23 protein-coding genes are annotated in these 22,130 nt (G+C 72.9%); 12 read left to right on the forward strand and 11 right to left on the reverse strand.

What is annotated here, in order from left to right:
* The first annotated feature begins 24 nt into the window (after positions 1–24).
* Positions 25–1,716, forward strand: a complete 1,692-nt coding sequence (locus tag ACIBVP_RS13585; RefSeq protein WP_396106382.1) for a dihydroxy-acid dehydratase — start codon at positions 25–27, stop codon at positions 1,714–1,716.
* Between the two features lies 1 nt (position 1,717).
* Positions 1,718–2,449, forward strand: coding sequence for a class I SAM-dependent methyltransferase (locus ACIBVP_RS13590; protein ID WP_396106383.1), 732 nt, complete (start codon positions 1,718–1,720; stop codon positions 2,447–2,449).
* 49 nt (positions 2,450–2,498) lie between these two features.
* Here ACIBVP_RS13590 and ACIBVP_RS13595 read toward each other — a convergent pair whose 3' ends face one another.
* Positions 2,499–3,311 (reverse strand): NAD(P)H-binding protein, encoded by an 813-nt coding sequence (locus ACIBVP_RS13595; RefSeq protein ID WP_396106384.1) that lies wholly within the window; start codon positions 3,309–3,311, stop codon positions 2,499–2,501.
* Positions 3,312–3,399: 88 nt separating this feature from the next.
* Between ACIBVP_RS13595 and ACIBVP_RS13600 the strand changes: the two genes are divergently transcribed.
* Positions 3,400–4,182 (forward strand): AraC family transcriptional regulator, encoded by a 783-nt coding sequence (locus ACIBVP_RS13600; RefSeq protein ID WP_396106385.1) that lies wholly within the window; start codon positions 3,400–3,402, stop codon positions 4,180–4,182.
* On the opposite strand, the gene ACIBVP_RS13605 is transcribed toward ACIBVP_RS13600, so the two are convergent.
* The 6 genes from ACIBVP_RS13605 to ACIBVP_RS13630 form a co-directional block, all read right to left on the reverse strand.
* Entirely contained in the window at positions 4,161–5,696 is a 1,536-nt protein-coding gene (locus ACIBVP_RS13605) for an alpha-amylase family glycosyl hydrolase (RefSeq protein ID WP_396106386.1), read from the reverse strand. The two genes, ACIBVP_RS13600 and ACIBVP_RS13605, sit on opposite strands and share 22 nt — an antisense overlap.
* Positions 5,697–5,710: 14 nt before the next feature.
* The gene (locus ACIBVP_RS13610) at positions 5,711–7,537 is read right to left on the reverse strand and encodes a hypothetical protein (RefSeq protein WP_396106387.1); all 1,827 of its coding nucleotides are present in this window, start codon (positions 7,535–7,537) and stop codon (positions 5,711–5,713) included.
* Positions 7,538–7,623: 86 nt separating this feature from the next.
* Positions 7,624–8,667 (reverse strand): LacI family DNA-binding transcriptional regulator, encoded by a 1,044-nt coding sequence (locus ACIBVP_RS13615; RefSeq protein WP_396106388.1) that lies wholly within the window; start codon positions 8,665–8,667, stop codon positions 7,624–7,626.
* Between the two features lie 66 nt (positions 8,668–8,733).
* Positions 8,734–10,482: an ABC transporter ATP-binding protein gene (locus ACIBVP_RS13620; protein WP_396106389.1), complete on the reverse strand. Its 1,749-nt coding sequence runs from the start codon at positions 10,480–10,482 to the stop codon at positions 8,734–8,736.
* The gene (locus ACIBVP_RS13625; protein ID WP_396106391.1) at positions 10,479–12,152 is read right to left on the reverse strand and encodes an ABC transporter ATP-binding protein; all 1,674 of its coding nucleotides are present in this window, start codon (positions 12,150–12,152) and stop codon (positions 10,479–10,481) included. Before ACIBVP_RS13625 ends, ACIBVP_RS13620 begins: the two co-directional genes overlap by 4 nt.
* A 46-nt stretch (positions 12,153–12,198) precedes the next feature.
* Positions 12,199–13,044, reverse strand: a complete 846-nt coding sequence (locus ACIBVP_RS13630; RefSeq protein WP_396106392.1) for an NAD(P)-dependent oxidoreductase — start codon at positions 13,042–13,044, stop codon at positions 12,199–12,201.
* A 42-nt stretch (positions 13,045–13,086) separates the two neighbouring features.
* On the opposite strand from ACIBVP_RS13630, the gene ACIBVP_RS13635 reads away from it, so the two are divergent.
* The 3 genes from ACIBVP_RS13635 (at position 13,087) to ACIBVP_RS13645 (ending at position 14,831) form a co-directional block, all read left to right on the forward strand.
* On the forward strand, positions 13,087–13,482 hold the full coding sequence (locus tag ACIBVP_RS13635) for a MerR family transcriptional regulator (RefSeq protein ID WP_396106393.1): 396 nt from the start codon (positions 13,087–13,089) through the stop codon (positions 13,480–13,482).
* A 58-nt stretch (positions 13,483–13,540) separates the two neighbouring features.
* Positions 13,541–14,122 carry a Clp protease N-terminal domain-containing protein gene (locus ACIBVP_RS13640; protein ID WP_396106394.1) on the forward strand — a complete coding sequence of 194 codons (582 nt, stop codon included), beginning with the start codon at positions 13,541–13,543 and terminating at the stop codon, positions 14,120–14,122.
* An 82-nt stretch (positions 14,123–14,204) separates the two neighbouring features.
* Entirely contained in the window at positions 14,205–14,831 is a 627-nt protein-coding gene (locus tag ACIBVP_RS13645) for a hypothetical protein (protein WP_396106395.1), read from the forward strand.
* On the opposite strand, the gene ACIBVP_RS13650 is transcribed toward ACIBVP_RS13645, so the two are convergent.
* Positions 14,819–15,250 carry a hypothetical protein gene (locus tag ACIBVP_RS13650; protein WP_396106396.1) on the reverse strand — a complete coding sequence of 144 codons (432 nt, stop codon included), beginning with the start codon at positions 15,248–15,250 and terminating at the stop codon, positions 14,819–14,821. The two genes, ACIBVP_RS13645 and ACIBVP_RS13650, sit on opposite strands and share 13 nt — an antisense overlap.
* 92 nt (positions 15,251–15,342) lie before the next feature.
* Here ACIBVP_RS13650 and ACIBVP_RS13655 point away from each other — a divergent pair, with 92 nt between their 5' ends.
* The 4 genes from ACIBVP_RS13655 (at position 15,343) to ACIBVP_RS13670 (ending at position 18,462) form a co-directional block, all read left to right on the forward strand.
* Positions 15,343–16,026 (forward strand): response regulator transcription factor, encoded by a 684-nt coding sequence (locus ACIBVP_RS13655; protein WP_396106397.1) that lies wholly within the window; start codon positions 15,343–15,345, stop codon positions 16,024–16,026.
* Between the two features lies 1 nt (position 16,027).
* Positions 16,028–17,293: a sensor histidine kinase gene (locus tag ACIBVP_RS13660; RefSeq protein WP_396106398.1), complete on the forward strand. Its 1,266-nt coding sequence runs from the start codon at positions 16,028–16,030 to the stop codon at positions 17,291–17,293.
* A gap of 72 nt (positions 17,294–17,365) precedes the next feature.
* The gene (locus ACIBVP_RS13665; protein ID WP_396106399.1) at positions 17,366–17,860 is read left to right on the forward strand and encodes a PepSY domain-containing protein; all 495 of its coding nucleotides are present in this window, start codon (positions 17,366–17,368) and stop codon (positions 17,858–17,860) included.
* Between the two features lie 20 nt (positions 17,861–17,880).
* Complete coding sequence (locus ACIBVP_RS13670) at positions 17,881–18,462, forward strand: GNAT family N-acetyltransferase (RefSeq protein WP_396106400.1); 582 nt, start codon at positions 17,881–17,883, stop codon at positions 18,460–18,462.
* Here the strand turns inward: ACIBVP_RS13670 and ACIBVP_RS13675 are convergent.
* Positions 18,404–18,952 (reverse strand): carboxymuconolactone decarboxylase family protein, encoded by a 549-nt coding sequence (locus tag ACIBVP_RS13675; RefSeq protein WP_396106401.1) that lies wholly within the window; start codon positions 18,950–18,952, stop codon positions 18,404–18,406. The genes ACIBVP_RS13670 and ACIBVP_RS13675 overlap by 59 nt on opposite strands.
* Positions 18,953–19,022: 70 nt before the next feature.
* Between ACIBVP_RS13675 and ACIBVP_RS13680 the strand changes: the two genes are divergently transcribed.
* A complete protein-coding gene (locus ACIBVP_RS13680) occupies positions 19,023–19,493 on the forward strand; it encodes a MarR family winged helix-turn-helix transcriptional regulator (protein WP_396106402.1) in 471 nt (156 codons plus the stop codon).
* 42 nt (positions 19,494–19,535) lie between these two features.
* Here the strand turns inward: ACIBVP_RS13680 and ACIBVP_RS13685 are convergent, their stop codons facing one another.
* Together ACIBVP_RS13685 and ACIBVP_RS13690 are read right to left on the reverse strand one after the other, a co-directional pair.
* Positions 19,536–19,940 carry a DUF5313 family protein gene (locus ACIBVP_RS13685; protein WP_396106403.1) on the reverse strand — a complete coding sequence of 135 codons (405 nt, stop codon included), beginning with the start codon at positions 19,938–19,940 and terminating at the stop codon, positions 19,536–19,538.
* Positions 19,937–20,758 carry a hypothetical protein gene (locus ACIBVP_RS13690; protein WP_396106404.1) on the reverse strand — a complete coding sequence of 274 codons (822 nt, stop codon included), beginning with the start codon at positions 20,756–20,758 and terminating at the stop codon, positions 19,937–19,939. The genes ACIBVP_RS13685 and ACIBVP_RS13690 overlap by 4 nt, the downstream gene beginning before the upstream one ends.
* 87 nt (positions 20,759–20,845) lie before the next feature.
* On the opposite strand from ACIBVP_RS13690, the gene dinB reads away from it, so the two are divergent.
* Positions 20,846–22,039 (forward strand): DNA polymerase IV, encoded by a 1,194-nt coding sequence (gene dinB / locus ACIBVP_RS13695; protein ID WP_396106405.1) that lies wholly within the window; start codon positions 20,846–20,848, stop codon positions 22,037–22,039.
* Positions 22,040–22,130: the final 91 nt, after the last annotated feature.

A 22,130-nucleotide genomic window follows, 5' to 3' on the forward strand; every position in this document is an offset into this window, starting at 1 on the left:
CTTCGTCAGCCGAAAGGGGCACGCATGTCTCGCTCGCAGGCGTGGTACGCCGGGGATGACCGCAACGCCTACATCCACCGCGCGTGGATGCGGCGGGGGCTGCCGAGGGACGCCTTCGACGGGCGGCCGCACATCGCGATCGCCAACACGGCCTCCGACCTCACCCCGTGCAACGCCCACCTGACCGAGGTGGCGAAGTCGGTGGCCGACGGCATCTGGGCCGCGGGCGGTGTGCCGCTGCACCTGCCCGTCGTGTCGCTCGGCGAGACGCTGATGCGGCCCACCGCGATGCTGTTCCGCAACCTCGCGGCCATGGCGACCGAGGAACTGCTGCGGGCCAACCCGGTCGACGGCGTCGTGCTGCTCGGCGGCTGCGACAAGACGATCCCGGCGCTGCTGATGGGCGCCTGCTCGGTGGACCTGCCCGCGCTGGTGGTGCCGGGCGGCCCGATGCTGACCGGGCACTTCCGCGGCGTGCCGCTCGGCTGCGGCACCGACGTGTGGCGGCTGTCGGAGGAGGTCCGCGCGGGCACGCTGTCCCGGGCGGACTTCCTGCGCTCCGAGTCGTCGATGATCCGCAGCCGGGGGCACTGCAACACGATGGGCACCGCGTCGACCATGGCGTGCGTGACCGAGGCGCTGGGCATGACGATCCCCGGTTTCGCCGGTACCCCCGCGCCGGACAGCGGGCTGCTGGAGATGGCGCACCAGTCCGGCCGGTTGTCGGTGTCGATGGTCGAGGCGGACCGGCGGCCCAGCACGGTCCTGACGCGTGAGTCGTTCCTGAACGCGATCGTGGCGCTGGCCGCGATCGGCGGGTCCACCAACGCGGTGGTGCACCTGCTGGCGATCGCCGGACGGCTGGGTGTGCCCCTCGAACTGGAGGACTTCGACCGCACCGGTTCCGGGGTGCCGCTGCTGGTCGACCTGCAGCCCGCGGGCAAGCACCTGATGGACGACCTGCACCGCGCGGGCGGGCTGCTCGCCGTGCTGCGCGAGGTGGCGGACCTGCTGTCCCCGGACCCGGTCACGGTCACGGGGACGCCCCTGGTGGCCTACCTGGACACGGCCACGATCTGGGACGAGTCGGTGATCCGCCCGCGGTCGGCGCCGCTGCGGGAGTCGGCGGGCATCGCCGTGCTGCGCGGCAACCTGGCCCCGTCCGGCGCGGTGGTCAAACCGGCGGCCGCCACCCCTGAGCTGCTCACCCACCGCGGCCCGGCCGTGGTGTTCGACTCCATCGAGGACCTCAACGCCCGCATCGACACCGTCGACGACGAGAACGCGGTTCTCGTGCTGCGCGGCTGCGGCCCGAAGGGCTACCCGGGCATGCCGGAGGTGGGCAACTTCCCGCTGCCCGCGCCGCTGCTCGCGAAGGGCGTGCGGGACATGGTCCGGATCAGCGACGCGCGGATGAGCGGCACCGCGTACGGCACGGTCGTGCTGCACGTGGCCCCGGAGGCCGCGGCCGGCGGCCCGCTCGGCCGGGTGCGGACGGGGGACATGGTGGTGCTGGACGTACCGAACCGGCGGCTGGAGGTGGCGGCGGACCTGTCGGCACGCCCGGTGTCGCCGGAGGCGTCGGCGGCGTTCGCGGCCCCCGAGCGGGGCTGGCAGCGCCTGTACGTCGACCACGTACTGCAGGCCGACCGCGGCGTGGACCTGGACTTCCTCACCGGCGGCGGCCCGGCCGACCCGACGAGGGAGTCGCACTGAGGTGCCCGACGCGATCTTCGCCCACCCCCGCCTCGCCCCGGTCTACGACACGTTCGAGGGCCACCGCGACGACCTGCCCGCCTACGTGGACATCGTCGACGAACTCGGTGCGCGCCACGTCCTCGACGTCGGGTGCGGCACGGGGAGCCTCGCGGTCCGGCTCGCCGACCGCGGCCGCACCGTCACCGGCGTGGACCCAGCCGAGGCGTCGCTGCGGATCGCGAGGGCGAAGGACCCGGCGGGACGGGTCACCTGGCTCCACGGCGACGCCACGACGTTGCCCGCCCTCGCCGCCGACCTCGCCGTGATGACCGGCAACGTCGCGCAGGTCTTTCTCACCGACGACGACTGGGCGCGGACGCTGCGTGGCATCCGCGCCGCACTCCGCCCCGGCGGCCACTTCGTGTTCGAAACCCGGCGGCCGGAACACCGGACCTGGGAGGACTGGGCGGAGGACACCGACCCGGTCACGGTGACCGTGCCGGGGATCGGCACCGTGGAGCGGCGGTTCGAGGTCACCGACGTGCGGTTGCCGTTCGTCTCCTTCCGGTGCGCCTACCGGTTCCTGACCGACGGCGCGGTCGTCACCTCGGCGTCGACGCTCCGCTTCCGCGACCGCGACGAGGTGACCGCGAGCCTGACCGAGGGTGGCTACCGGGTCCTGGACGTGCGGGACGCACCCGACCGCCCCGGCCGCGAGTTCGTGTTCGTCGCGGAGTGCGGCGGACGGTGAACACCCACCGCACCGCGATGACGGACCACGGCCGTTGGGGGACCGGGCCTCAGCCGGCCGACCACGCGCCCGCCGCCGCCGCTTCGGCCGCGTAGTCGGCGAAGTCGATCGGGTCCCGGCCGAGCACCTGCCGCACCCCGTCCGCGGGCGGCGCGAGGTGCCCCGCCCGCATCCCGGCGAACATCAGGTCCAGCTCCGCCACCGCCTCCTCCGGCAGCCCCTCGGCCACCAGCGAATCCCGGTACTCCGACGGTGTCAGCTCCTCGTACCGCATCTCCCGCCCGGCCGCCGACGCGATCGTCGCCACCGCCTCACCGAACGTCAGGCCGCGTGGCCCCGACAGGTCGTACACCCGGCCGTGGTGCCCGCCCGACCTGAGCACCGCGGCGGCCACGTCGGCGATGTCCCGCACGTCGACGAACGGCTCCGGGTCCGCACCCATCGGCAGCGCCAACATGCCCGCCATCAGCGGCGCGTGCCACAGGTCCTCCGAGAAGTTCTGGTTGAAGTTGTTCGCCCGCAGGATCGTCCACTCCGCGTCCGCCGCCCGCACTGCCTCCTCCGCCGCCCGCATGCCGTCGAACGCCGGGACCTCGTCGATCCCGCGGCCCGACAGCACCACGAACCGCCGGGCCCCCGCCGCCGTCGCCTGCTTCACGAACACCTCGGCCAGTCCGGGTTCCGCGGGGGCCACCAGGTACACCGCGGTCGCACCCGCCAACGCCCCCGCCCACGTGTCCGGTGAGGACCAGTCGAACCGCACCTCCGTCGACCGGGACACCGCCCGCACCGGCGTGCCCCGCAAGGCCGCCACCAACCGTCGCCCCGTCTTGCCTGTGCCGCCGAGAACCACTGTCGTCATGGGGAACAGTCAAGCGGTGTGGCCGCGCCGCGGACATGGCGTGGCGTTCGGCGGCCATGTCCGATCGTCCGCGGTTATCGTGAAGACCATGGACCCGTTCGACGACCTGCTCCGGGGCGTGCGCGCGAACGGCGCCAGCCTCGGGTGCATCGAGCTGTCGCCGCCCTGGACGCTGCCGTTCACCGACGGGCTGACGTTGTTCGCGCCGCTGCGGGGCGAAGGACGCGTCGGCGGCACGACCGTGCGCGTCGGGGAGACCGCCATCGTCCGGGGCGCCGCCACCGCGGCGGGCGACGCGCCCGCGGTGATGCTGACCGGCACCTACGACACCGTCTCCCGGCGGCTGCTCAGCGTGCTCCCACCGGTCATCGTCGTGCCGGACGACGGCGACGAGTGCGACTCCCTGCGCGACTTCCTGATCGCGCAGGGACCCGGGCCGCAGGTCGTGCTGGACCGGCTCGTCGACTGGCTCATCGTGTGCACGCTGCGGTCCTGGTTCGACCGGACCGACGCGCCCGGCTGGTTCCACGCGCTGACCGACGACGCCGTCGGCCCGGCCCTGCGTGCGATGCACGAGTCACCCGGCGAACCGTGGACGCTCCCCGCGCTCGCCCGGGTCGCCGGGGTGTCCCGCACGACGCTCGCCACCCGGTTCACCCGTCTCGTCGGCACGCCGCCGCTGACCTACCTCACCGACTGGCGCATGACGCTCGCCATCGACCTGCTGACCGAGACCACCGCGACCGTCGCCGCGGTGGCCCGCCGGGTCGGCTACGCGGACTCGTTCGGCTTCAGCTCCGCGTTCAAACGGTTCCACGGCATGAGCCCGACCGCGTGCCGCACGATGTGTCAGTCCGCGAACACGGCGTAGCTGAAGCCCTCGATGCGCAGGCGGCCGTCGTCGACGGTGACGCCACGCCCCAGCACCTGGGTGCCGGGGACCGGGATGTCCGTGGTGAACGACTCGAACGCCGGGTTCACCGCCACCGTGTACTTCCCGCCACGCCGGTACACGAACGGGTAACCCGGGTTGAGGATCTCGATGGCGCCGGACGGCCCGAACGCCGGCTCCGACTTCCGCAGCGCGATCAGCTCCCGCACCAGGTTCAGCAGCGAGCCCGGGTCCTGCCGCTGGTCCGCCACGTTCGGCCGGGTCGGCGACGGGTCCGGCGGCAGGTACGTCACCTCGGGATCCGCCTTCTCCCACTGCATCGGCGTGCGGGACCCGGCCCGGTTGTAGCCGGCACGGATGCCGCCGAGCACGCTGCCCTCCAGGTCCGGCAGACCGGGCTGGTACTGCATGCCGATCTCGTCGCCGTAGTAGATCGCGGGCAGCGTCGGCCACGTCAGGATGAACACCATCGCGGCGCGCGCGTGGTCCGCGTTGCGCACACCCGCCACCAGGCGCGGGAAGTCGTGGTTCGCGGTCGGCAGCACGATGTGGCCGCCATCACCGATCACGCTCGTCGCCGTCGCCCACTCGGCGAGGAAGTCGAACACGCTGCCCGCGCCGGACGGGTCGAAGAAGCACGGCCGCGTCCGGTACGTGCTGTCGTACACGACGCCGTTGTGGAACAGCGACCGGTACGCCTGGCTCGACCCGAAGTGCAGGAAGAAGTCCGCGTGGAACCCGGCGGGCACCGACACCTGCGGCTGCGCCCACTCGCTGAACAGCGCCGCCTCCGGGTGCGCGTGGTCGAGCCACCCGCGCAGCTCACGCCACAGCGCCGCGGTCTCCTTCTTGCCCGGGTCGTCCTTCACCAGCGACGACGCCATGTCCACGCGGAAACCGGCCACACCGGTCTCCAGCCAGAAGTTCATGATGTCCCGCAGCGCCTGCCGGTTCTCCACGGGGCCCGGCGCGTCCACCGGCTGCCGCCACGGCTCGTCCGGGTCCATCCGCCCGTAGCCGAAGTTCAGCGCGGGCTGCACCGGGAAGAAGTTCGGCAGGTAGAACCCTTCGCGGCGACCCGGTGACGGCTGGAAGCCCGGCGCCTGCCGGTCCGCCCACACGTACCGGTGGTCGGCCGGGTCGTCCGCCGAACGGACGAACCACTCGTGCTGGTCGGACGTGTGCCCGGCGACCAGGTCGAGCAACACCCGGATTCCCTTGCGGGACGCGGAGTCCACGAGCTTCGCCAGGTCGTCGCGGCTGCCGTAGCGCGGGTCGATCGCGTAGTAGTCGGCCACGTCGTAGCCCGCGTCGCGCATCGGGGAGGCGAAGCACGGGTTGAGCCAGATCGTGTTCACGCCCAGCCACGCCAGGTAGTCCAGTTTGGACTCGACACCGTTCAGGTCGCCGATGCCGTCGCCGTTGGAGTCGGCGTAGCTCTGCGGGTAGATCTGGTACATCACGGCGTCGGAAAGCCAAGCCGGCACGGCCATGAACACTCCTCGCGTCACTGCCGGGTCAGTCGCAACGACCGGATCCCGGGCATGGGCAGCTCGACGGCGACCGATGCGACCCCGTCGTCGCCGACCGCCACCTTCGCAAGGTACTCGATCGGGAGGGTGTCGGAGGAGCGCAACGTGGCCCACTGCTCCTCGCTCGGCCAGTCCGCGTCGGAGAGTTCCCGCCACACGCGACCGATGTTGGCGTGCTCCTCGTCGACGCGCGCCGACTCGACGGTGTACGTCCCGGGTTCGAGCCCCGACACCGTCACCGTCACCGCGCGGGCCAGGTCCGCCGAGCCGTCTATCTTGGACTGGTCGAGGGTTCCGTTCCACACCAGCACGTCCACGGTGTCGTCGGCGCGGGTCGCGAGCGCCTCGACGAGCGACCCGCCGCCGTCACCCGTGCAGGTCGCGGGCACGCGGCCGCCGCCCAGCCGCGACAGCAGGTACAGCGCCCAGAACCGCGGCTTGCGCAGGTTGCCGACGGTCAGCAGACCGAAACCGCCGTGCAGCAACTTCGGCGGCCAGCCCAGCTCCTCGAACTGGTCGGAGCACACCCAGTACGCGAGGCAGTCGGTCGACGCGAGCGCGCTCTTCATGCCGTGCAACACGAACGGCGCGGAGAACACCGCGTCGCTGACGCGGTGGAAGTGCGTCGGCGTGACACCCCATTCCGTCCACAGGATCTCCGGCTCCGGCTTACCGGTCGCCTGCGCGAACGACCTGGTCAGCGGCCGCATGTCCAGCGGGGCGTTGCCGTAGGTGTGGGTGGAGACGAAGTCGACGGGCACGTCGTGCTCGCGGCAGTACTCCAGCAGCGCGCCGACCCAGCCCGCCGCGGCCGACGACGGGCCGCCGACGCGGATGCGCTCGTCGACCGCCTTGATCTCGCGGACCGCGATCTCGTACAGGCGGTGGTAGTCGTCCTGTGTGCCGTTCCAGAACACCTCGAGGTTGGCCTCGTTCCAGACCTCGAACTCCCAGGTCGCGACCTCGTCGGCGCCGTAGCGCTCGCGGAGGTGGACCGTCAGCGCGCGCACGAGGTCGCCCCAGCGCTCCCACTCGCGCGGCACCGACACCTGCGCGCGGTAGGAGAAGACCGTGTAGTCGGGGTCGGCGGTGAGTTCCTTGGGAATGAAGGACAACTCGACGACCGGCTTCAGCCCGGTGGCGAGGAACCGGTCGTACACCTCGTCCAGGCCGTTGAAGTCGAACGTGCCGTCGGCGTTCACCGTCACGGTCTCGGGCAGGAACGTGCCGTGCGCGCGGACCGACCGCACCCCCAGCTCGTCCTTCATGATCCGCAGCGCCTCGGCGTACTCGGCCGCCACGTCCGACCCGCCGGGGCCGGGCCTGTCCCAGATCAGCAGCGAGAAGTGCTCGGCGCCGATCATGCGGCGCCACACGTCCGGCAGCGGCTCCGGAGTCGCGGCCGCGTCGACGGCCACGGTGACCGCGCCGGTCCCGTCGCCGGGTGCGCGGGAGACGGCGTCCGACAGCGCGCCCGCGCCACTGTCCGACCAGGTGGCGACCTTGTAGTGGTAGGTCTGACCCGGCTCCACCATGGTGTCGGCGTACGGCGGGTGCGGGACCGCGAGCACGTCGCCGCCGAGGTGGTCGAGCGGGGTGAACGGGCCGTCCGCGCTGGTGGCGCGGTGCACGAGGTAGCCGAGCGCGCCGTCGACCGGCCGCCACTCCAGGTGGACGAGCGCGGTGCCGGCGGTGGCCGTGAGCCCGGTCGGCGGCGGCAGCTCGCCGATGCCGGTCAGCGGCTGGTCACTCGGCAGGCCGATGCGCTGTTCCCAGTCCCGGCGTGCGGTCGTGTCGGTCACGATCAGCCCCCTTGGCGATGTAAGCGCTGCCTGTAAGCGCATACACTAGGTGGCGCGCGGACCCGTCGCAAGCGTGCCGGGGGAGATCAACGCGGGGCGGGCTCGGGGCAGCCGCAGCTCGCGCGCCAGGTCTGCGTGACCGGCAGCATCTCCGAGCGGGGCTCGCGGTCCGGGTCGGCGAGGCGCTCGACCAGCAGCTCGACGGCCTTCTCGCCGAGGCGGCGCATCGGCTGGGTCACCGTGGTCAGGCTGGGCCGGACGACCCTGCCGAGCGGGATGCCGTCGAACCCGGCCACCGCCATGTCCCGCGGCACCCACACGCCCCGGCGCTCCAGCACGTCGAGCCCGCCGATCGCCATCTGGTCGTTCGCGAACACCAGCCCCTGCGGCGGCGCGCCCCGTTCGAGCAGGCGTCGGGTGGCCTCGCGGCCACCGGCCTGGGTGAAGTCGCCTCGCGCGTCCGGCTTGGACGGCACCGGCAGTTCCGCCGCGCGCAACGCCTGCTGGAACCCGGCGAAGCGGGCCCGCGCGTCCGGCGAGTCCTCGCCACCGCCGACGAACGCCAGCCTGCGCAGGCCGTGGTCGGCGATCAGGTGCGTGGTCAGCTCGAACTCGCCGTCGCGGTTCGCGACCTCCAGGTGGTCGAGGTGGTCGATCTCGCGCGGCCCGGCGATCATCACCACCGGCAGCCGCCGCGACATCAGCTCCAGGTCCTCGGTGGCCACGGTCCGCGCCAGCACCGCGAACCCGTCCACCCGCCCGGCGACCGACGCGACGAGGCTCTCCGGTCCGCCCGCCAGGGACGCGGCTATCAGCAGCGCGTACCCGTTCCGCCGCGCCGCGCGCTCCATGCCGCGAGTGATCTCGTCGGCGTACAGGGTCTGCTCGGAGTCGTCGTCCTCGAGTTCGGGATCCGCGTAGTCGGGGAAGCACAGCCCGAGCACGCCCGTGGTGCGGGACGCGAGGCCGCGCGCGTTGCCGCTCGGCACGTAACCGAGTTCACGCGCGGCGGCCAGCACCCGGTCCCGGGTCTGCTCGCGGACCGTGTCGGGGTTGCGGTACACGCGGGACACGGTCGCGATCGAGACGTTCGCCTTCTCGGCGACGTCGTACACGGTAGGAGCCGCCACCAGCAAGACCTCCGGTGTTCAATGGGTCGCTGCGCTCCCGATGTAAGCGCATTCAACCGAGCCAAGCTACCGCTGGACTCCCAGGTCGGCAACATGCCACGAGCGCCACAGCTCCGCGTACCGGCCCCCGGCGGCGACCAGTTCGTCGTGCGTCCCGCCCTCGACGACCTTCCCGTGGTCCAGCACCAGTATCCGGTCCGCCATCACGGCCTGTGTCAGCCGGTGCGCCACGATCACCGTCGTGCGGCCCTCGGTCGCCGCGAGCGCCGCCCGCTCCAGGTCACGCGCGCCCGCGCTGCCCGCCTCCGCGGTGGCCTCGTCGAGGATCGCGACCGCCGGGTCCGCCAGCACGAGCCGCGCCAGCGCCACCTGTTGCGCCTGCGCGGCGGTGAGCGCGTGCGCGCTCTCGCCGACCACGGTGTCCACTCCGGACTCCAGCGCCCGCGCCCAGCCGTCCGCGCCCACGAGCGTGAGCGCGGCCCAGACCTCGTCCTCGGTGGCGTCCGGCTTCGCCAGCCGCAGGTCCTCGACGAGCGGGCCGGAGAACACGTGCACCTCCTGGCTCAGCATCGCCAGGTGCCGGGCCCGGTCCAGCTCGCCGAGCGGCACCCCGCCGAGCGTGACCGTGCCGCGTTCCTGCTCCAGCAACCCGGCCGCGATCCCGGCGAGCGTCGTCTTGCCCGCACCACTCGCGCCGACGACCGCGAGCCGCGTCCCGGCGGGGACGGTCACCGACACGTCGTCCAGCACGAGCGGATCGTCGTAGCGGTGGGCGATCCCGGTGAGCACGAGCGTGCCGTCGGCGGGCTCGCGTACGCGCTCGGGTTGCCGGGGCGGGTCCAGGTCCGCGACGCCGACCAGCCGCGCGAGGCTCGCGCCCGCCGCCTGCACCTCGTCGAACTCCATGATCAGCGCGCCGACGGGGTTGAACAGCCGGTGGAAGTACAGCGCGGCCGCGGTCGTCGCGCCGACCGTCACGAGGTCCGCCCGCACCAGGACGAACCCGGTCGCGAGGATCGCGGCGAGCCCGAGGAACTCGGCCCGGTTCATCCGCGCCACCAGCCGCGTGAACAGCCGGAACACGCCGATCGACAGGTCCATCGCGGCGCGGGAGCGGTCGTTGATCGCGGCGGTGTGCGTCTCCTCCAGGCGGTACGCGCGCACGGTCGGCGCCGCCTGCAGCGCGGACACCATGGCCTGCGCGCGGTCGCCGATCGCGACCCTTTCCTTGGCGTAGAAGGGACCCGAGCGCGGCAGGTACCAGCGGACCGCGAGCACGTAGAACGGCGCGGCGACGAGCCCGGCGAGGCCGAGCCGCCAGTCGAGCGCGAACATGCCGCCCGCGGTGAGCACGACGGTCAGCAGCGCGGCGGCGAGCGTCGGCCCGGTCTGGCCGATCGCGGTAGTCACCACGGAGACGTCGTCGCCGACCCGCGACAGCAGGTCACCGGACTTGACCTTGTCGAGGGTCGCGGCGGGCAGGTGCAGCGTGCGGTCGACGACGCGTTCACGCAGCCGCGCGAGGACGGTCTCGCCGAGCCGGGAGATCAGCGTCGCGGACAGGCCGGTCAGCACACCGGTCAGCAACGCGGCGGCGCCGATGATCGCGGCGGCGGTGAGCACGTCGCCGCGGTCGGCGCCCGCCGCGATGTCGTCGACGAGGTCGCCGAGCACCCACGGCGCGACCAGCCCGGCCGCGCTCGCGGCGACGGCGGTGACCGCGGTGACGACGCCGCGCACCGGCAGCGCACGGACCTCGGCCCACAGCGCGGCGGCGGTCCGCCGCGCGGAGGCGATGGGAAGCAACGAACTCATCGCAGCACCGCCTCCCGGTAGCGTTCGTCCACTTCGGACAGCGTGTGGTGGGTGCCGTCCGCGACGACCCGGCCGTCCGCGATCACCACGACCCGGTCGGCGATCGCCAGCAGTGCCGGGCTGGACGTGATCAGGACGGTGCTCGCGTCGTGCCGCAGGTCCGCGATGCCGTGTGCGATCCGCTCCTCGGTCATCGCGTCGACGGCCGTCGTCGGGTCGCGCAGCACCAGCACCGGCGGCTCGGCCGCGAGCGCACGGGCGAGCCCGATGCGCTGCCGCTGCCCGCCGGAGAGCGTCGTGCCGCGGTCGGCGACCGGGTGGTCGAGCCCGTCGGGATGCGCGGCGACGATGTCCTCCGCCGCGGCCGCGCGCAGGGCGGCCGACGGGTCGTCGGCCATGAGGTTCGTCCGCAGCGTGCCCTCGAACAACGCGACGTCGTGGTGTTCCACCAGCACCTCGTGCCGCCCGGTGGCGAGCTCCAGGTCGGGCGCGGGCACCCCGCCGACCGTGATCGTGCCCGCGTAGTCGGCGGGCGGCACCACGCCCGACAGCAGGTCGACGAGCGCGTCGCAGTCGCGTTGCTCGTACCCGACGACCCCGACGATCTCGCCCGGCCCGACCGTGAGGTCGAACCCGGTCAGCGTGCGGTAGCTGACGGCGTCGAGCGTGACGCCCCGGTCGGGCAGCGGCCCGGTGCGCGTGCCGGGCGTGAGGATGGTCGGCGCGGACAGCAGGTCGGCCACCCGGGTCGCCGACGCGCGGGCGTTCGCGAGCATCTGGCCCGCGGTGGCGAGCAACCGCACCGGTTCGGCGATGAACTGCGCGAGCCCGACCACGGTGATCAGCTCGCCGATCGTGAGCGTGCCGTCGACCGCGAGCCAGCCCGCGAACCCCGCCACCGCCGCGAGGAACAGCCCACTGACCGCGGCCGACGTGCCCTGGTAGACGCCGTTGGTGGTCGCGGCACGCACGCTGGCCCCGAGCGTGGCGCGGCTGGAGCGGCGGTACGAGTCGGCCGCGCTGTCCTGCGCGCCGATGCCCCGCAGTGCCCGGACGCCTCGCACGAGGTCGGTCGCGAGCGCGGTCGTGTGCCCGGCCGCCTCCTGTGCGGCGGCGGCCCGGCGGGTGATGATCGGCCCGAGCACCTGCACCGCCGCGACCACCACCGGCACCCCGATCAGCACCGCCAGCCCGAGCGGCACGTGGATCGTGAGCAGCGACACGGCGGCCACCGCGAGTGCGGTGACCGCCGCGGGTACGAGTGCGATCGCGTGCATGGCGTACATCGACTTCTCGGCGTCGGACGTCGCGACCTGCATGATCTCGCCCGCCCGGCGGCCGGTGCGGTGCCCGCGCGGGTCCAGCACCCGCGCGACCACCTCGATGCGGAGCTGGTGGGTCTCGCGTTGCTGGGCCACCACCCCGAGCCGCGCGCCGAACCGCCAGCACAACGTGAGGCCGACGAACAGGGCGGCGAGCACGGCGAGCCACACCAGGATCCTGGTGGTGTCGCCGGTGCTCACGGCCTGGTCGATGGTCACGCCGATCAGCACGGGGACGAGCGTCTCCGCGGCCTGGTGCCCGCACAGGAGCGCGGTCGACGCCGTCAGTCTGCCCCGGTGCCGCCGGAACGAGCGGAGGAGCAGCCCTCCGCCGGTCAGTGCTGTCATGATCCCCCTCCCGGTGTTAGGCGAGCCTAACCTGGAGGGGGCTGGCTCATGAACGTGCTGTCCGCTCCAGTTCCAGCGTCAGCCGGGACACGTCGTCGGCGCCGTGTCCCGCCTCGATGGCGCTGGTGGCCAGCGCGTGCGCGGCACGCAGGACGCTCGCGTCGATCTCGTGGGACTCGGCGGACTCGATGATGTGGGCCATGCCCGCCGCGGCGGAGGCGAGGTTGGACGAGCCGTCACCGTGCCGGTCGGCCTCCACGCGTTCGCCGATCTCGTCGATCACCCACGGGATCAGGTTGCCGATGCCCTTGGCGAGCGGCGCCAGCTCCGTCGCCGGGATGTTCTCGGCGCGGGCCATGGCGAACGAGTGGATCACGCCCGCCACGGACGTCCAGAACAGGTCCAGCAGCGCGACGTCGTAGCCCGCCGCCTGGCCCGGGTCCTCGCCGAGGTACAGCTGCGTGCCGCCCAGCGCGGCCAGGTCGACCTGCTGTCCACTGTGGAGGACCACGGCGGCGTCGGTGCCGATGGACTCGACCGGCGTCATGATCGCGCCGTCGGTGTAGGTGATGCCGTGGTCGGCCGCCCACGCCGCCAACTCCCGCCCCGACGCGGGAGAACCGCTGGTCAGCACGACCAGGTGGCGGCCCTTCAGCTCGTCCGCCGCCTGCGCCAGCACCGCGCGGGTGGCGTCGTAGTCGATGAGGCACACCACGGTCAGCGGGCTCGCCGCTGCCGCCTCGGCGGCCGACGCCGCCCTCGTCGTGCCGGGCGGGGTCGGTCTGGTCGCGGTGCGGTTCCACGTCGTGGTCGGATGTCCTGCCTTCGCGAAGGCCGCTGCCAGCGCGTATCCCATCGGCCCCAGGCCGATGACGGTGATTGCTTCGGTCATGAGCGCGACGCTAAAGCCTGACACCGGTGTTAAGGTCAAGTCATGCGGATCGGGGAACTCGCCAAGCGGACCGGGGTCAGCGAACGGTCGCTGCGTTACTACGAGGAGCAGGGGCTGCTCTCGCCGACGCGCACTCCCGCCGGCTACCGCGTGTACGCCGGGTCCGATGTGGACGTCGTGCGGCACGTGCGGATGCTGCTCGCCGCCGGGCTGAACACGGCGTTCATCCGCGAGGTTCTGCCGTGCATGGTCGACACCGGCGACGGGCTCGCGCCCGGCTGCCCGGAGCTGTTGCCGCACCTGCGGAAGGAACGCGACCGCATCACGGTCGCCATCGACGGGCTCGCGTCCGCGCGGACCCTCCTCGACGGGGTCATCGCCGCCACGCCGCCGGACAACACCGAGTACGACCGGTGGGCCGCCTCGCGCGCGAGCTGAGCCCGGCCTGCCGGTGTCGGCGATCTGCCAGCGTGCGCTGGAGCAGTCGGTGAAGTGCGTGACCGCGATCCGTGCCGCCCGCGACCACCCGACCGCGGCCCTGACGTCGTTCACGCAGCGGGCCAAGGACGTGCTGAAGCTCGCGATCACGGCGGCCGCCACGCGCGGCGCGACGGAGGTGGACACCCGGGACCTGCTGCGGGCCATGCTCGACGAAGGCACGAACCTCGCACTCCACGTCCTGGGCGCGATCGACATCGACCCGGCCGCGGTCCTGCGCGAACTGCGCACCGACCCGGCGCCGGCGCCGGCCGAGGTGTCGCGCATCGGCACCACGGCGGCCAACGCGCTCGAACTGACCGTGGTGGAGGCCATGACGCTGGGCCACAACTACGTCGGCTGCGAACACCTGCTGCTGGGCCTCGTCGCCGAACCGGACGGCACCGCGGGTCAGGTCCTGCGCGCCCGCGGCGCGGAACCCCGCCAGGTGCGGCAGGTGGTGTCGGCCGCCTTGGCGGGATACGTGCACCTGCAGGCGAACCAGGGCGGCGCCGCGGCGCTCACCGCGGCCGTCGGCGCCGCACTGGAGCCGGTGCTGCGCCGCCTGGACCGCCTGGAGGAGAACGCCGGGCTGGCATAGCTCCCTCCGCTCCATGGTCGCCCCGCCGGGTCGGTGAGAACAAGACTGTTTCTCGCCGGATTTCCCGCTCAGAATTCCCGCCATGAGCTTGCGACACGTCCGCTGGATCGCAGGGGGCACCGGTGCGGGGAAGAGCACCGTTGCCCGGCTTCTCGAACGCCGCCTCGGTGCGGTCGTCTACGACGGCGACCGTGCCGAACACGGCTGGCTTCCCCGTTGTACACAACAAGAACACCCGCACCTGTACGCGGGACTGCGGCTCACCAAGTCCGAACGCGCCGCCCAGTCGCCCGAGGAGAAGTTCCACGGCTCGGCGTCACTCCACGGCGAGACGATCGGCTTCCTCGTCGAGGACCTCCTCGCCATGCCCGCCGACCGCCCGGTGCTCGTCGACTGGTTCGGGGTCATGCCACGGTACGTCGCGCCACTGCTGTCCAGGCCGGAACACGCCGTGTTCCTGTTGCCGACCAACGAATTCCGGGAACAGGCACTGCGGGCCCGCTTCTCGGACCCGGACCGGGCCCGCGCCAACTGGGGGAGTCTCGACACGTCGGTGGCGCTGGCGAACCGGCTCGGGCGCGACGAGCTGTGGGTGGCGGAGGTCCGCCGCCAGGCACGCGACGCCGGGCTCCCGGTCATCGACATCGACGGCACCCGCGACCCCGAGTCCGTCGCGGACGAGCTGGCCGCGAACTTTCAGTCGTCGTAACGGATCTCGGCGTTCGGCACGCCGTTCACGCACCGCAGCCGCACCTCGATCTCCCGCTCGCCGGACTGGAACGTCACCGACGGGTGGTCGTCGGCCTCGTCGTCGTCCGGGTCGACCTGGTAACCCTGCGCGGGGCTCGCCGACACGACCCGCACGAGCGCGCCATCGCAGCGGGCGATCACCGTGCCGCCCTCGGTCACCGTCGTCTTCTCCTCGGGCGGCGGCCGAGTCGTCGACGACGTCGTGGGTGGGGGCGAGGTCGGCCCGCTCGTCAGCAGCTCGTCCACTTCGGACTGACTCAGCGGGTCCTGCCCGGCGCCGAAGATGTCCGTCCCGATCGCCGCGACCGCGGCCAGACCGACCGCGGTCGCGGCCGCGGCGGCCACCAACCACAGCACGAACCCGGTCGTCAGACGCACACCACCAGTATCGCCCAGCCGATGGTTAAGACACTCCTAACGCGTCCCTATCACCCGCGCTCACCGGCGGAACACCGGCTACGGTCGCACCCATGGCGCACGTACTGGTCGTCGAGGACGACGCGACGATCCGGTCGTCGATCATCCGCGGGCTCACCGACCGCGGGCACGCGGTGGTCTCCGCCCCGACCGCCATGGCCGGGCTCGAACAGGCGGTGAGCGCCCGCCCGGACGTCGTCGTGCTCGACCTCGGGCTGCCCGACCTCGACGGCACGGCGATGCTGCGGATGCTGCGCGGTGTGTCCGACGTCCCCGTCGTCGTCGCGACCGCCCGCGACGACGAGACCGAGATCGTCGCCGTCCTCGACGCGGGCGCCGACGACTACGTGGTGAAGCCCTTCGGCGTCGCCCAGCTCGACGCCCGCATCCGCGCGGTGCTGCGGCGCGGCGGTGAGGAACAGGCCGACCCGACCGTCAGCGTCGGCGGGCTGTCGGTCGACCCGCGTGCCCGCCGCGCGACGCTGGACGAGCGCGTGCTGGAGCTGACCCCGCGCGAGTTCGACCTGCTCCACTACCTCGCCGTCCGCGCGGGCGAGGTGGTGTCGAAACGCGAGCTGCTCACCGAGGTCTGGCGGCTGCCCTACGGCGGCGCCGACAAGACCGTCGACGTCCACCTGTCCTGGCTGCGCCGCAAGCTGGGGGAGACCGCGCAGGCGCCGCGCTACCTGCACGCGGTCCGCGGCGTCGGCGTCCGGCTCACGGCCCCGGAGGCATGACGTGCGGCGGCGGGTCCTGCTGCTGGTCGCGGCCACCACCACGCTGGTGCTGGTCGCGTTCCTCGTGCCGCTCGCGGTGCTGGTGAAGAACGTCGCCGCGGACCGGGCCGTGCAGCGTGCCACCGTCGAGGCGCAGGCGCTGACCTCGTTCGTCGCCACCACCGACCGGGCCTCGCTCGCCGCGAGCGTCCGCGAGGTCGACAGCGGCTCCCCCTACGACGTGTCCGTGTTCGTCGACGGGCAGGTTTTCGGCGCGGCCGCCGACCGGTCGCCGCTGGTCAGGCTCGCCGAAGGCGGGGTGAGCCAGTCCGGTGAGGTCCCGGGCGGACGCGAGATCGTGTTCGCCGTCGACCGCGGCGACGCGGCCACCGCCGTCATCCGCACGTTCGTGTCCGACGCGGAGCTGGCGGCCGGAGTGCCACGTGCCTGGCTGCTGCTCGGCGGGCTCGGCATCGCGCTGCTGCTCGTGAGCCTGCTGGTCGCCGACCGGCTCGCCCGCGCCTTCGTGCGGTCCACAGTGGACCTCGCGGCCGTGTCGCACCGGTTGGGGCGCGGCGAGCTGGACGCCCGCGCCGAGGAGTCCGCGCCCGGTGAGCTGGGCGTGGTCGCCACGGCGCTGAACGGGCTCGCGGAACGCATCGACGGGCTGCTGCGCGAGGAACGGGAGACCATCGCCGACCTGTCCCACCGCGTCCGCACACCACTGACCTCGCTGAAGATGGAAGCCGACGCGTTGCCCGACCCGGAGGCGGCGGAACGCATCGGGGCCCGCGTCGACGCCGTCAACCGGGTCGTCACCGACGTGATCCACCAGGCCCGCCGACGTGGCGGCCCGCCCGCCGTCGCCGACGCGGCCGACGTGGTCGCCGACCGGGTCGCGTTCTGGGCGGTACTCGCCGAGGACACCGAACGCGACCTCACCGTCGACGTCGCGCCCGGCCCGCTGCCCGTCGCACTGCCCCGCGCGGACCTGGAGGCGTGCGTGGACGCCCTGCTCGGCAACGTGTTCGCGCACACCCCGCACGGCACGGCGTTCCAGGTGGCGCTCGTAGCCCGCCCCGGCGGCGCGGAGCTGACCGTGGCCGACGCGGGCCCCGGTCTGCCGGGCGGGCACGCGTTGCTGCGCGGTGTCAGCGGCTCGGGCTCCAGCGGGCTCGGCCTCGACATCGTGCGGCGCGCGGCCGAACGCACCGGCGGCACGGTGCGGTTCGACCGGGCCGACGCGGGTGGCCTGCGGGTGGTCGTCGACCTATTAGGTCCGCGTTAACCGTCCGCAAGCGCGGCCATAGGCCGCCCGGCGGCACCGTTGCTCGTACCGAACAGCGACGGAAGGAACGGCATGACCAGGAAACTCCTCGTGGGCGTCATCGCGGCGGGCGCGCTGGCCGCCACCACGGGCACCGCGATCGCGTTGTCGCAGAACGATCAGCCGTCGTCCGGCGCGGCCCCGACGACGACGTCGACCACCGCGTCGACCACCACGTCATCGGCGACGACCGCCCCGACCGGCACCGCGTCGACCTCGTCGAGCAGCGCCCCGGCCGAGCTGACCGCCGACGACGCGTCCCGCCTCGTGCGGGAACGCATGGGCGGCACCGTGCACGAGGTCGAGCGTGAGATCGAGCACGGCAGGCTGGAGTGGAAGGTCGAGATCACCGGCCGCGACGGCGTCACCTACGACGTCCGCGTCGACGCGGTGACCGGCGACTTCACCAGGGTCGACAAGGACAGCGACGACGACGGCGACGACGACCGCGACCGCGGTGACGACGACCGTGACGACGACCGTGACGACGACCGTGATGACGACCAGGATCACGACGAGGACGACTGAGTCCGCGTTAACCTGCGGGTGTGAGCCGTGACATCGCCGTCCGTTCCGTGGACGCGTTCGCGCTGGCCAGCTACAGCGATGAACTCGAACGCCTCTACCGGGAATGCTTCTCGGCGCCCCCGTGGCACGAGCCGGAGGACCGGCTCGCGGGGTTCCGGGGACGGCTCGACCGGCACCTGTCCAACAGCGGCGCGGGCGGGGTGGTCGTGGTCGACGGCGACGGGCTCGTCGGCGCGGTCTACGGCTGGCCCGCCGGACCGGAACTGGCGTCGGGCTCACCGTTCGACGACGCGCTGGCCGCCGCCGTCACCCCCGCCATGGCCGGGCGGCTCGTCGCGCCCGCGCTGGTGGTCGCGGAGCTGATGGTCGATCCGCGGCACCAGCGGCGCGGCATCGGCCGGGCGCTGCTGACCCGCTACGTCGAGGACTGGCCCGCCGCCTGGCTCGCGACCCACCCCGACGCCCCCGCCGCCACCCTGTACCGGCAGGAAGGGTGGCGGCAGGAGTGCGAGTTCGAGGTCGAAGATCACCCGCTGGTGTTGTTCACCTGGCAGGCGCCCAGGCAAAGGGGGTCATCGGCTCGTCGAGTGGCGCGCGGGTGAGCCGGTTCGCGAACGTCGACAACGTGTAGGCGCCGATGCCCAGCACCACCTCCAGCGCCTGCCGGGTGGTGAAGCCCGCGGCGACGAACGCGGCCAGGTCGTCGTCCGGCACGTCCCCCTTGTGCGCCAGCACGGTGAGCGTGAAGTCGCGCAGTGCCCGCAACCGCTCGTCGGGCAGCGGCCTGTCCTCGCGCAGCGCCGTGACCAGCGCGGGGTCCGCGTCGAGCCGCAACAGCGCGGCGGTGTGCATCGCCACGCAGAGGTGGCAGCCGTTGTGCGTCGCCATCGTCATGATCACCGTCTCGCGGGCGACCGGGTCGAGGCTGGTGCTGTCGAAGATGGCCGTGAGCTTGAGGAAGCCGTCGAGCAACTGCGGCGACTCGGCGAGGCGCGCGACGGCGGTGGGCAGGTAGCCGAACTTCTTCTCGGTGGCGGCGAGCGTGCGGCGCGCGGCCTCGGGTGCGGTCTCGGCGGTGTGGTCGATGAACATGACTCCCCTACAATGGTCAACATGGTTGACCAAATAGTAAATGAGGTTGTCTAAGTTGACAATGTCCGGCGTGACGTCCCCCGTGACTCCCGGCTACGAGCTGCCCTTGTTGTTGTTCGGCGGCTTCCGCACGCTGATCGACCGGTTGCACGAGGAGCTAGCGCGGCAGGGGCACGCGGACGCGCGACCCGCGCACGGGTTCGCGCTGCAGGCGGTCGGTCCCGCGGGCGCGACGGCGTCGGAGCTGGGCAGGCGGCTCGGGGTGTCGAAGCAGGCGGCGGGCAAGACCGTGGACCGGCTCGTGCGGCTGGGCTACGTCGAGCGCGTGGCGTCCGAGGCCGACGCCCGCGCGAAGGTGGTCCGGCTGACGCCACTGGGCCTGGACCTGCTGAACCGCTCCGCGGCGATCTTCGACGAGCTGCGGGCGGAGTGGGTGCGGACGTTGGGGCCCGAGCGGGTCACTGCGGTCGAGGCGGCGCTCCGCGTGGTCGTGCCGCCGGGTCTGCGAGTCGACGCCCTCGCCTGGTTCGCGGCCGAGTAGGTTCCGGCTTCCTCGTACGTGGATTCGCGACGTGGCTGTCGCTCAGGGGGACTCCGGCCGCTGCCACTTGTCCCGGTAGCGCTGTTCTTCCTCCGCGTGCGCCGCCGCGTCGGCCTGTTTCCGGAGCGCGGTGCCGTGCCCGGGCGGGAACCCGTAGCGAACGAGCCGGGCGTCGACGCTCTCCGCGGCGTTGGCGAGCGTGAGCCGCAGGCTGACCAGGACGCCCAGCAACAAGGCGCCGAGCGCGATGCCCCAGCCCCCGTCGAACCGCGTGAGGACGACGAGCACCACGGCGAACGCGGGCGCGAGCTGGACGAGAGTGCGGAGGAGAACACGGGGGAGCCACGTGGGGCAGGTGGCGTCGTGGAGCACCCAGTCGCGATACCGCGCGGGAAGCCGAACCCCGTACTGGAAAAGCAGCCACCGGATGGGATCTGGCCTGGTCACGCCTCGGAGTCTGCCGCACGTTCGACCAGCACCTCGACGAGGTCCCCCTCGACCGACAGCACGCAGGGCACCAGCTCCGTGTCCGGCGCCTCGGACGCGAGCACCTCCCGTCGCACCGTTTCGGCGAGGTCCGTACCCGCGGCGGCGACGAGGATCTCGTCGGCCGAAGCAAGCCCCACGACCAGGCGTTCCGCGCCGACGGCGGCGGCGAGCCGCCGGGCGAAGTCGGGCAGGCAGGCGACGGCGGCGACGAGCCGCCCCGACAGCGTCAGCACGCCGTCCTCCCGCGTCTCGACGGACAGCTCCCCGGCCACCCGGAGGCACGTGTCCGCCATGAGATCGTCGAACGTGACGTCGCCGAGCTGCGCGTGGCTGACGTGGTATGTGCCGGTCGGGGTGACCACGGCGAGCGCGAGGTGCAGCCGCCCGCCGGACACCGGCCAGTGCGGCACGTCCGCGAGCTGCCCGGCGAGCGGCGACGACGTGCTCCAGAGCACGGGCCGCAGCTCGGCCCGCAGTGCGACGCTCGCCGCGGCGAACGCCTGGTCCCAGCCGTCAGGCCCGGGCCGGAGGAAGTGGTGGGTCGCGGCCACCCCGGGAAAGGTGGTGGCGATGAACTCGGCGTCCGCGGGTGTGGGTTCCCACTCGGCGTGGAGCCCTACCACGTGCCTGGCCCGGACCTGGTGGACCTGCTCGACCTCGTCCCAGGCCTGCCGAACCCCGTCCTCGGCGAGGGTGGGCACCCGGCCGACGAGGTGCTTGTCCTTGCCCCTCCGCAACCGGAACACCACGACGTTGGTGCGGGGATCGATGTTCACCGCCTGACTTTACCCGTGCAAACCCCCGGCACGGCACCGCCACAATGCCCTGCGAGGAGTGTTTTTGTCGGTGGTCGATGCGAACATGTGTTCGTGACAGCGGCAACGATCCTCCACGCCGACCTGGACGCGTTCTACGCGTCGGTCGAACAGCGGGACAACCCCGACCTGCGCGGTCGCCCGGTGATCGTGGGCGGCGGCGTGGTGCTGGCGGCGAGCTACGAGGCGAAGCGGTTCGGGGTGCGTACCGCGATGGGCGGGGCGCGGGCGTTGCGGCTGTGCCCGCACGCGGTCGTGGTGCCGCCGAGGATGTCGGCCTACTCGGCGGCGAGCAAGGCCGTGTTCGAGGTGTTCCGCGAGACCACGCCGTTCGTCGAGGGCCTGTCGATCGACGAGGCCTTCCTCGACGTCGCGGGCCTGCGCAGGATCGCGGGCCCGCCGGAGGTGATCGCGGCACGGTTGCGCGCGGCGGTGCTGGCGCGGGTCGGGCTCCCGATCACCGTCGGCGTCGCGCGCACCAAGTTCCTCGCGAAGGTGGCGAGCGGGGTGGCGAAGCCGGACGGGCTGCTCGTGGTGCCGCCCGCGAAGGAACTGGAGTTCCTGCACCCGCTGCCGGTCGAACGGTTGTGGGGCGTCGGCAAGGTGACGTCCGCGAAGCTGCGCGACCGCGGCATCACCACGGTCGGCCAGGTGGCGAAGCTGAGCGAGTCGACGCTGACCGCCATGCTCGGCAAGGCGTCCGGCAGGCACCTGCACGCGCTGGCCCACAACCAGGATCCCCGGCCGGTGCGGGTGGGCAGGCGCAGGCGGTCCATCGGGGCGCAGCGCGCGCTCGGGAGCAGACCGCGCCCGGTGGCGGACCTGGAGGCCACACTCGCGCAACTGATCGACCGGGTCGCCCGGCGGCTGCGGGCAGCGAAGCGGTCCTGCCGGACCGTGGTGCTGCGTCTGCGGTACGCGGACTTCTCGCGGGCCACCCGGTCACACACGCTGCCACACCCGACCGCGGACACCGACGTGCTGCTGACCACCGCCCGCCGCCTGCTGCACGCGGCGCTGCCGACGGTGTTCGAGCGAGGCTGCACGCTCGTGGGGGTTTCCCTGGCCAACCTGGACGACGAGGACGCGATACAACTGATGCTGCCGTTCGACGAGGTCGCGCCGGGCGCACTGGACGCGGCCGTGGACGGTGTCCGAGACCGCTTCGGCACAGCGGCGGTCACGCGAGCCGTCCTGCTGGGACGGGATCCCGGCCTGTCGGTGCCGCTCCTGCCCGACTAGGGCCTGTATCGAAGTGGATCAGCTGATGGCTTCGGGTGTGGCCTGTTCCGGCGTGTCGTTGATCAAATAGGAGAGGTCTCCGGTAGATCGA

Source organism: Actinophytocola sp. NPDC049390, from assembly GCF_044466355.1.
Classification (GTDB): Bacteria; Actinomycetota; Actinomycetes; order Mycobacteriales; family Pseudonocardiaceae; genus Actinophytocola.

Coding starts and splice junctions, on each gene's coding strand:
- ACIBVP_RS13585 (WP_396106382.1), top strand. CDS start 25: ATGTCTCGCTCGCAGGCGTGGTACGCCGGGGATGACCGCAACGCCTAC.
- ACIBVP_RS13595 (WP_396106384.1), bottom strand. CDS start 3,311: ATGACGACAGTGGTTCTCGGCGGCACAGGCAAGACGGGGCGACGGTTG.
- ACIBVP_RS13600 (WP_396106385.1), top strand. CDS start 3,400: ATGGACCCGTTCGACGACCTGCTCCGGGGCGTGCGCGCGAACGGCGCC.
- ACIBVP_RS13605 (WP_396106386.1), bottom strand. CDS start 5,696: ATGGCCGTGCCGGCTTGGCTTTCCGACGCCGTGATGTACCAGATCTAC.
- ACIBVP_RS13620 (WP_396106389.1), bottom strand. CDS start 10,482: ATGAGTTCGTTGCTTCCCATCGCCTCCGCGCGGCGGACCGCCGCCGCG.
- ACIBVP_RS13625 (WP_396106391.1), bottom strand. CDS start 12,152: ATGACAGCACTGACCGGCGGAGGGCTGCTCCTCCGCTCGTTCCGGCGG.
- ACIBVP_RS13630 (WP_396106392.1), bottom strand. CDS start 13,044: ATGACCGAAGCAATCACCGTCATCGGCCTGGGGCCGATGGGATACGCG.
- ACIBVP_RS13635 (WP_396106393.1), top strand. CDS start 13,087: ATGCGGATCGGGGAACTCGCCAAGCGGACCGGGGTCAGCGAACGGTCG.
- ACIBVP_RS13645 (WP_396106395.1), top strand. CDS start 14,205: ATGAGCTTGCGACACGTCCGCTGGATCGCAGGGGGCACCGGTGCGGGG.
- ACIBVP_RS13655 (WP_396106397.1), top strand. CDS start 15,343: ATGGCGCACGTACTGGTCGTCGAGGACGACGCGACGATCCGGTCGTCG.
- ACIBVP_RS13665 (WP_396106399.1), top strand. CDS start 17,366: ATGACCAGGAAACTCCTCGTGGGCGTCATCGCGGCGGGCGCGCTGGCC.
- ACIBVP_RS13675 (WP_396106401.1), bottom strand. CDS start 18,952: ATGTTCATCGACCACACCGCCGAGACCGCACCCGAGGCCGCGCGCCGC.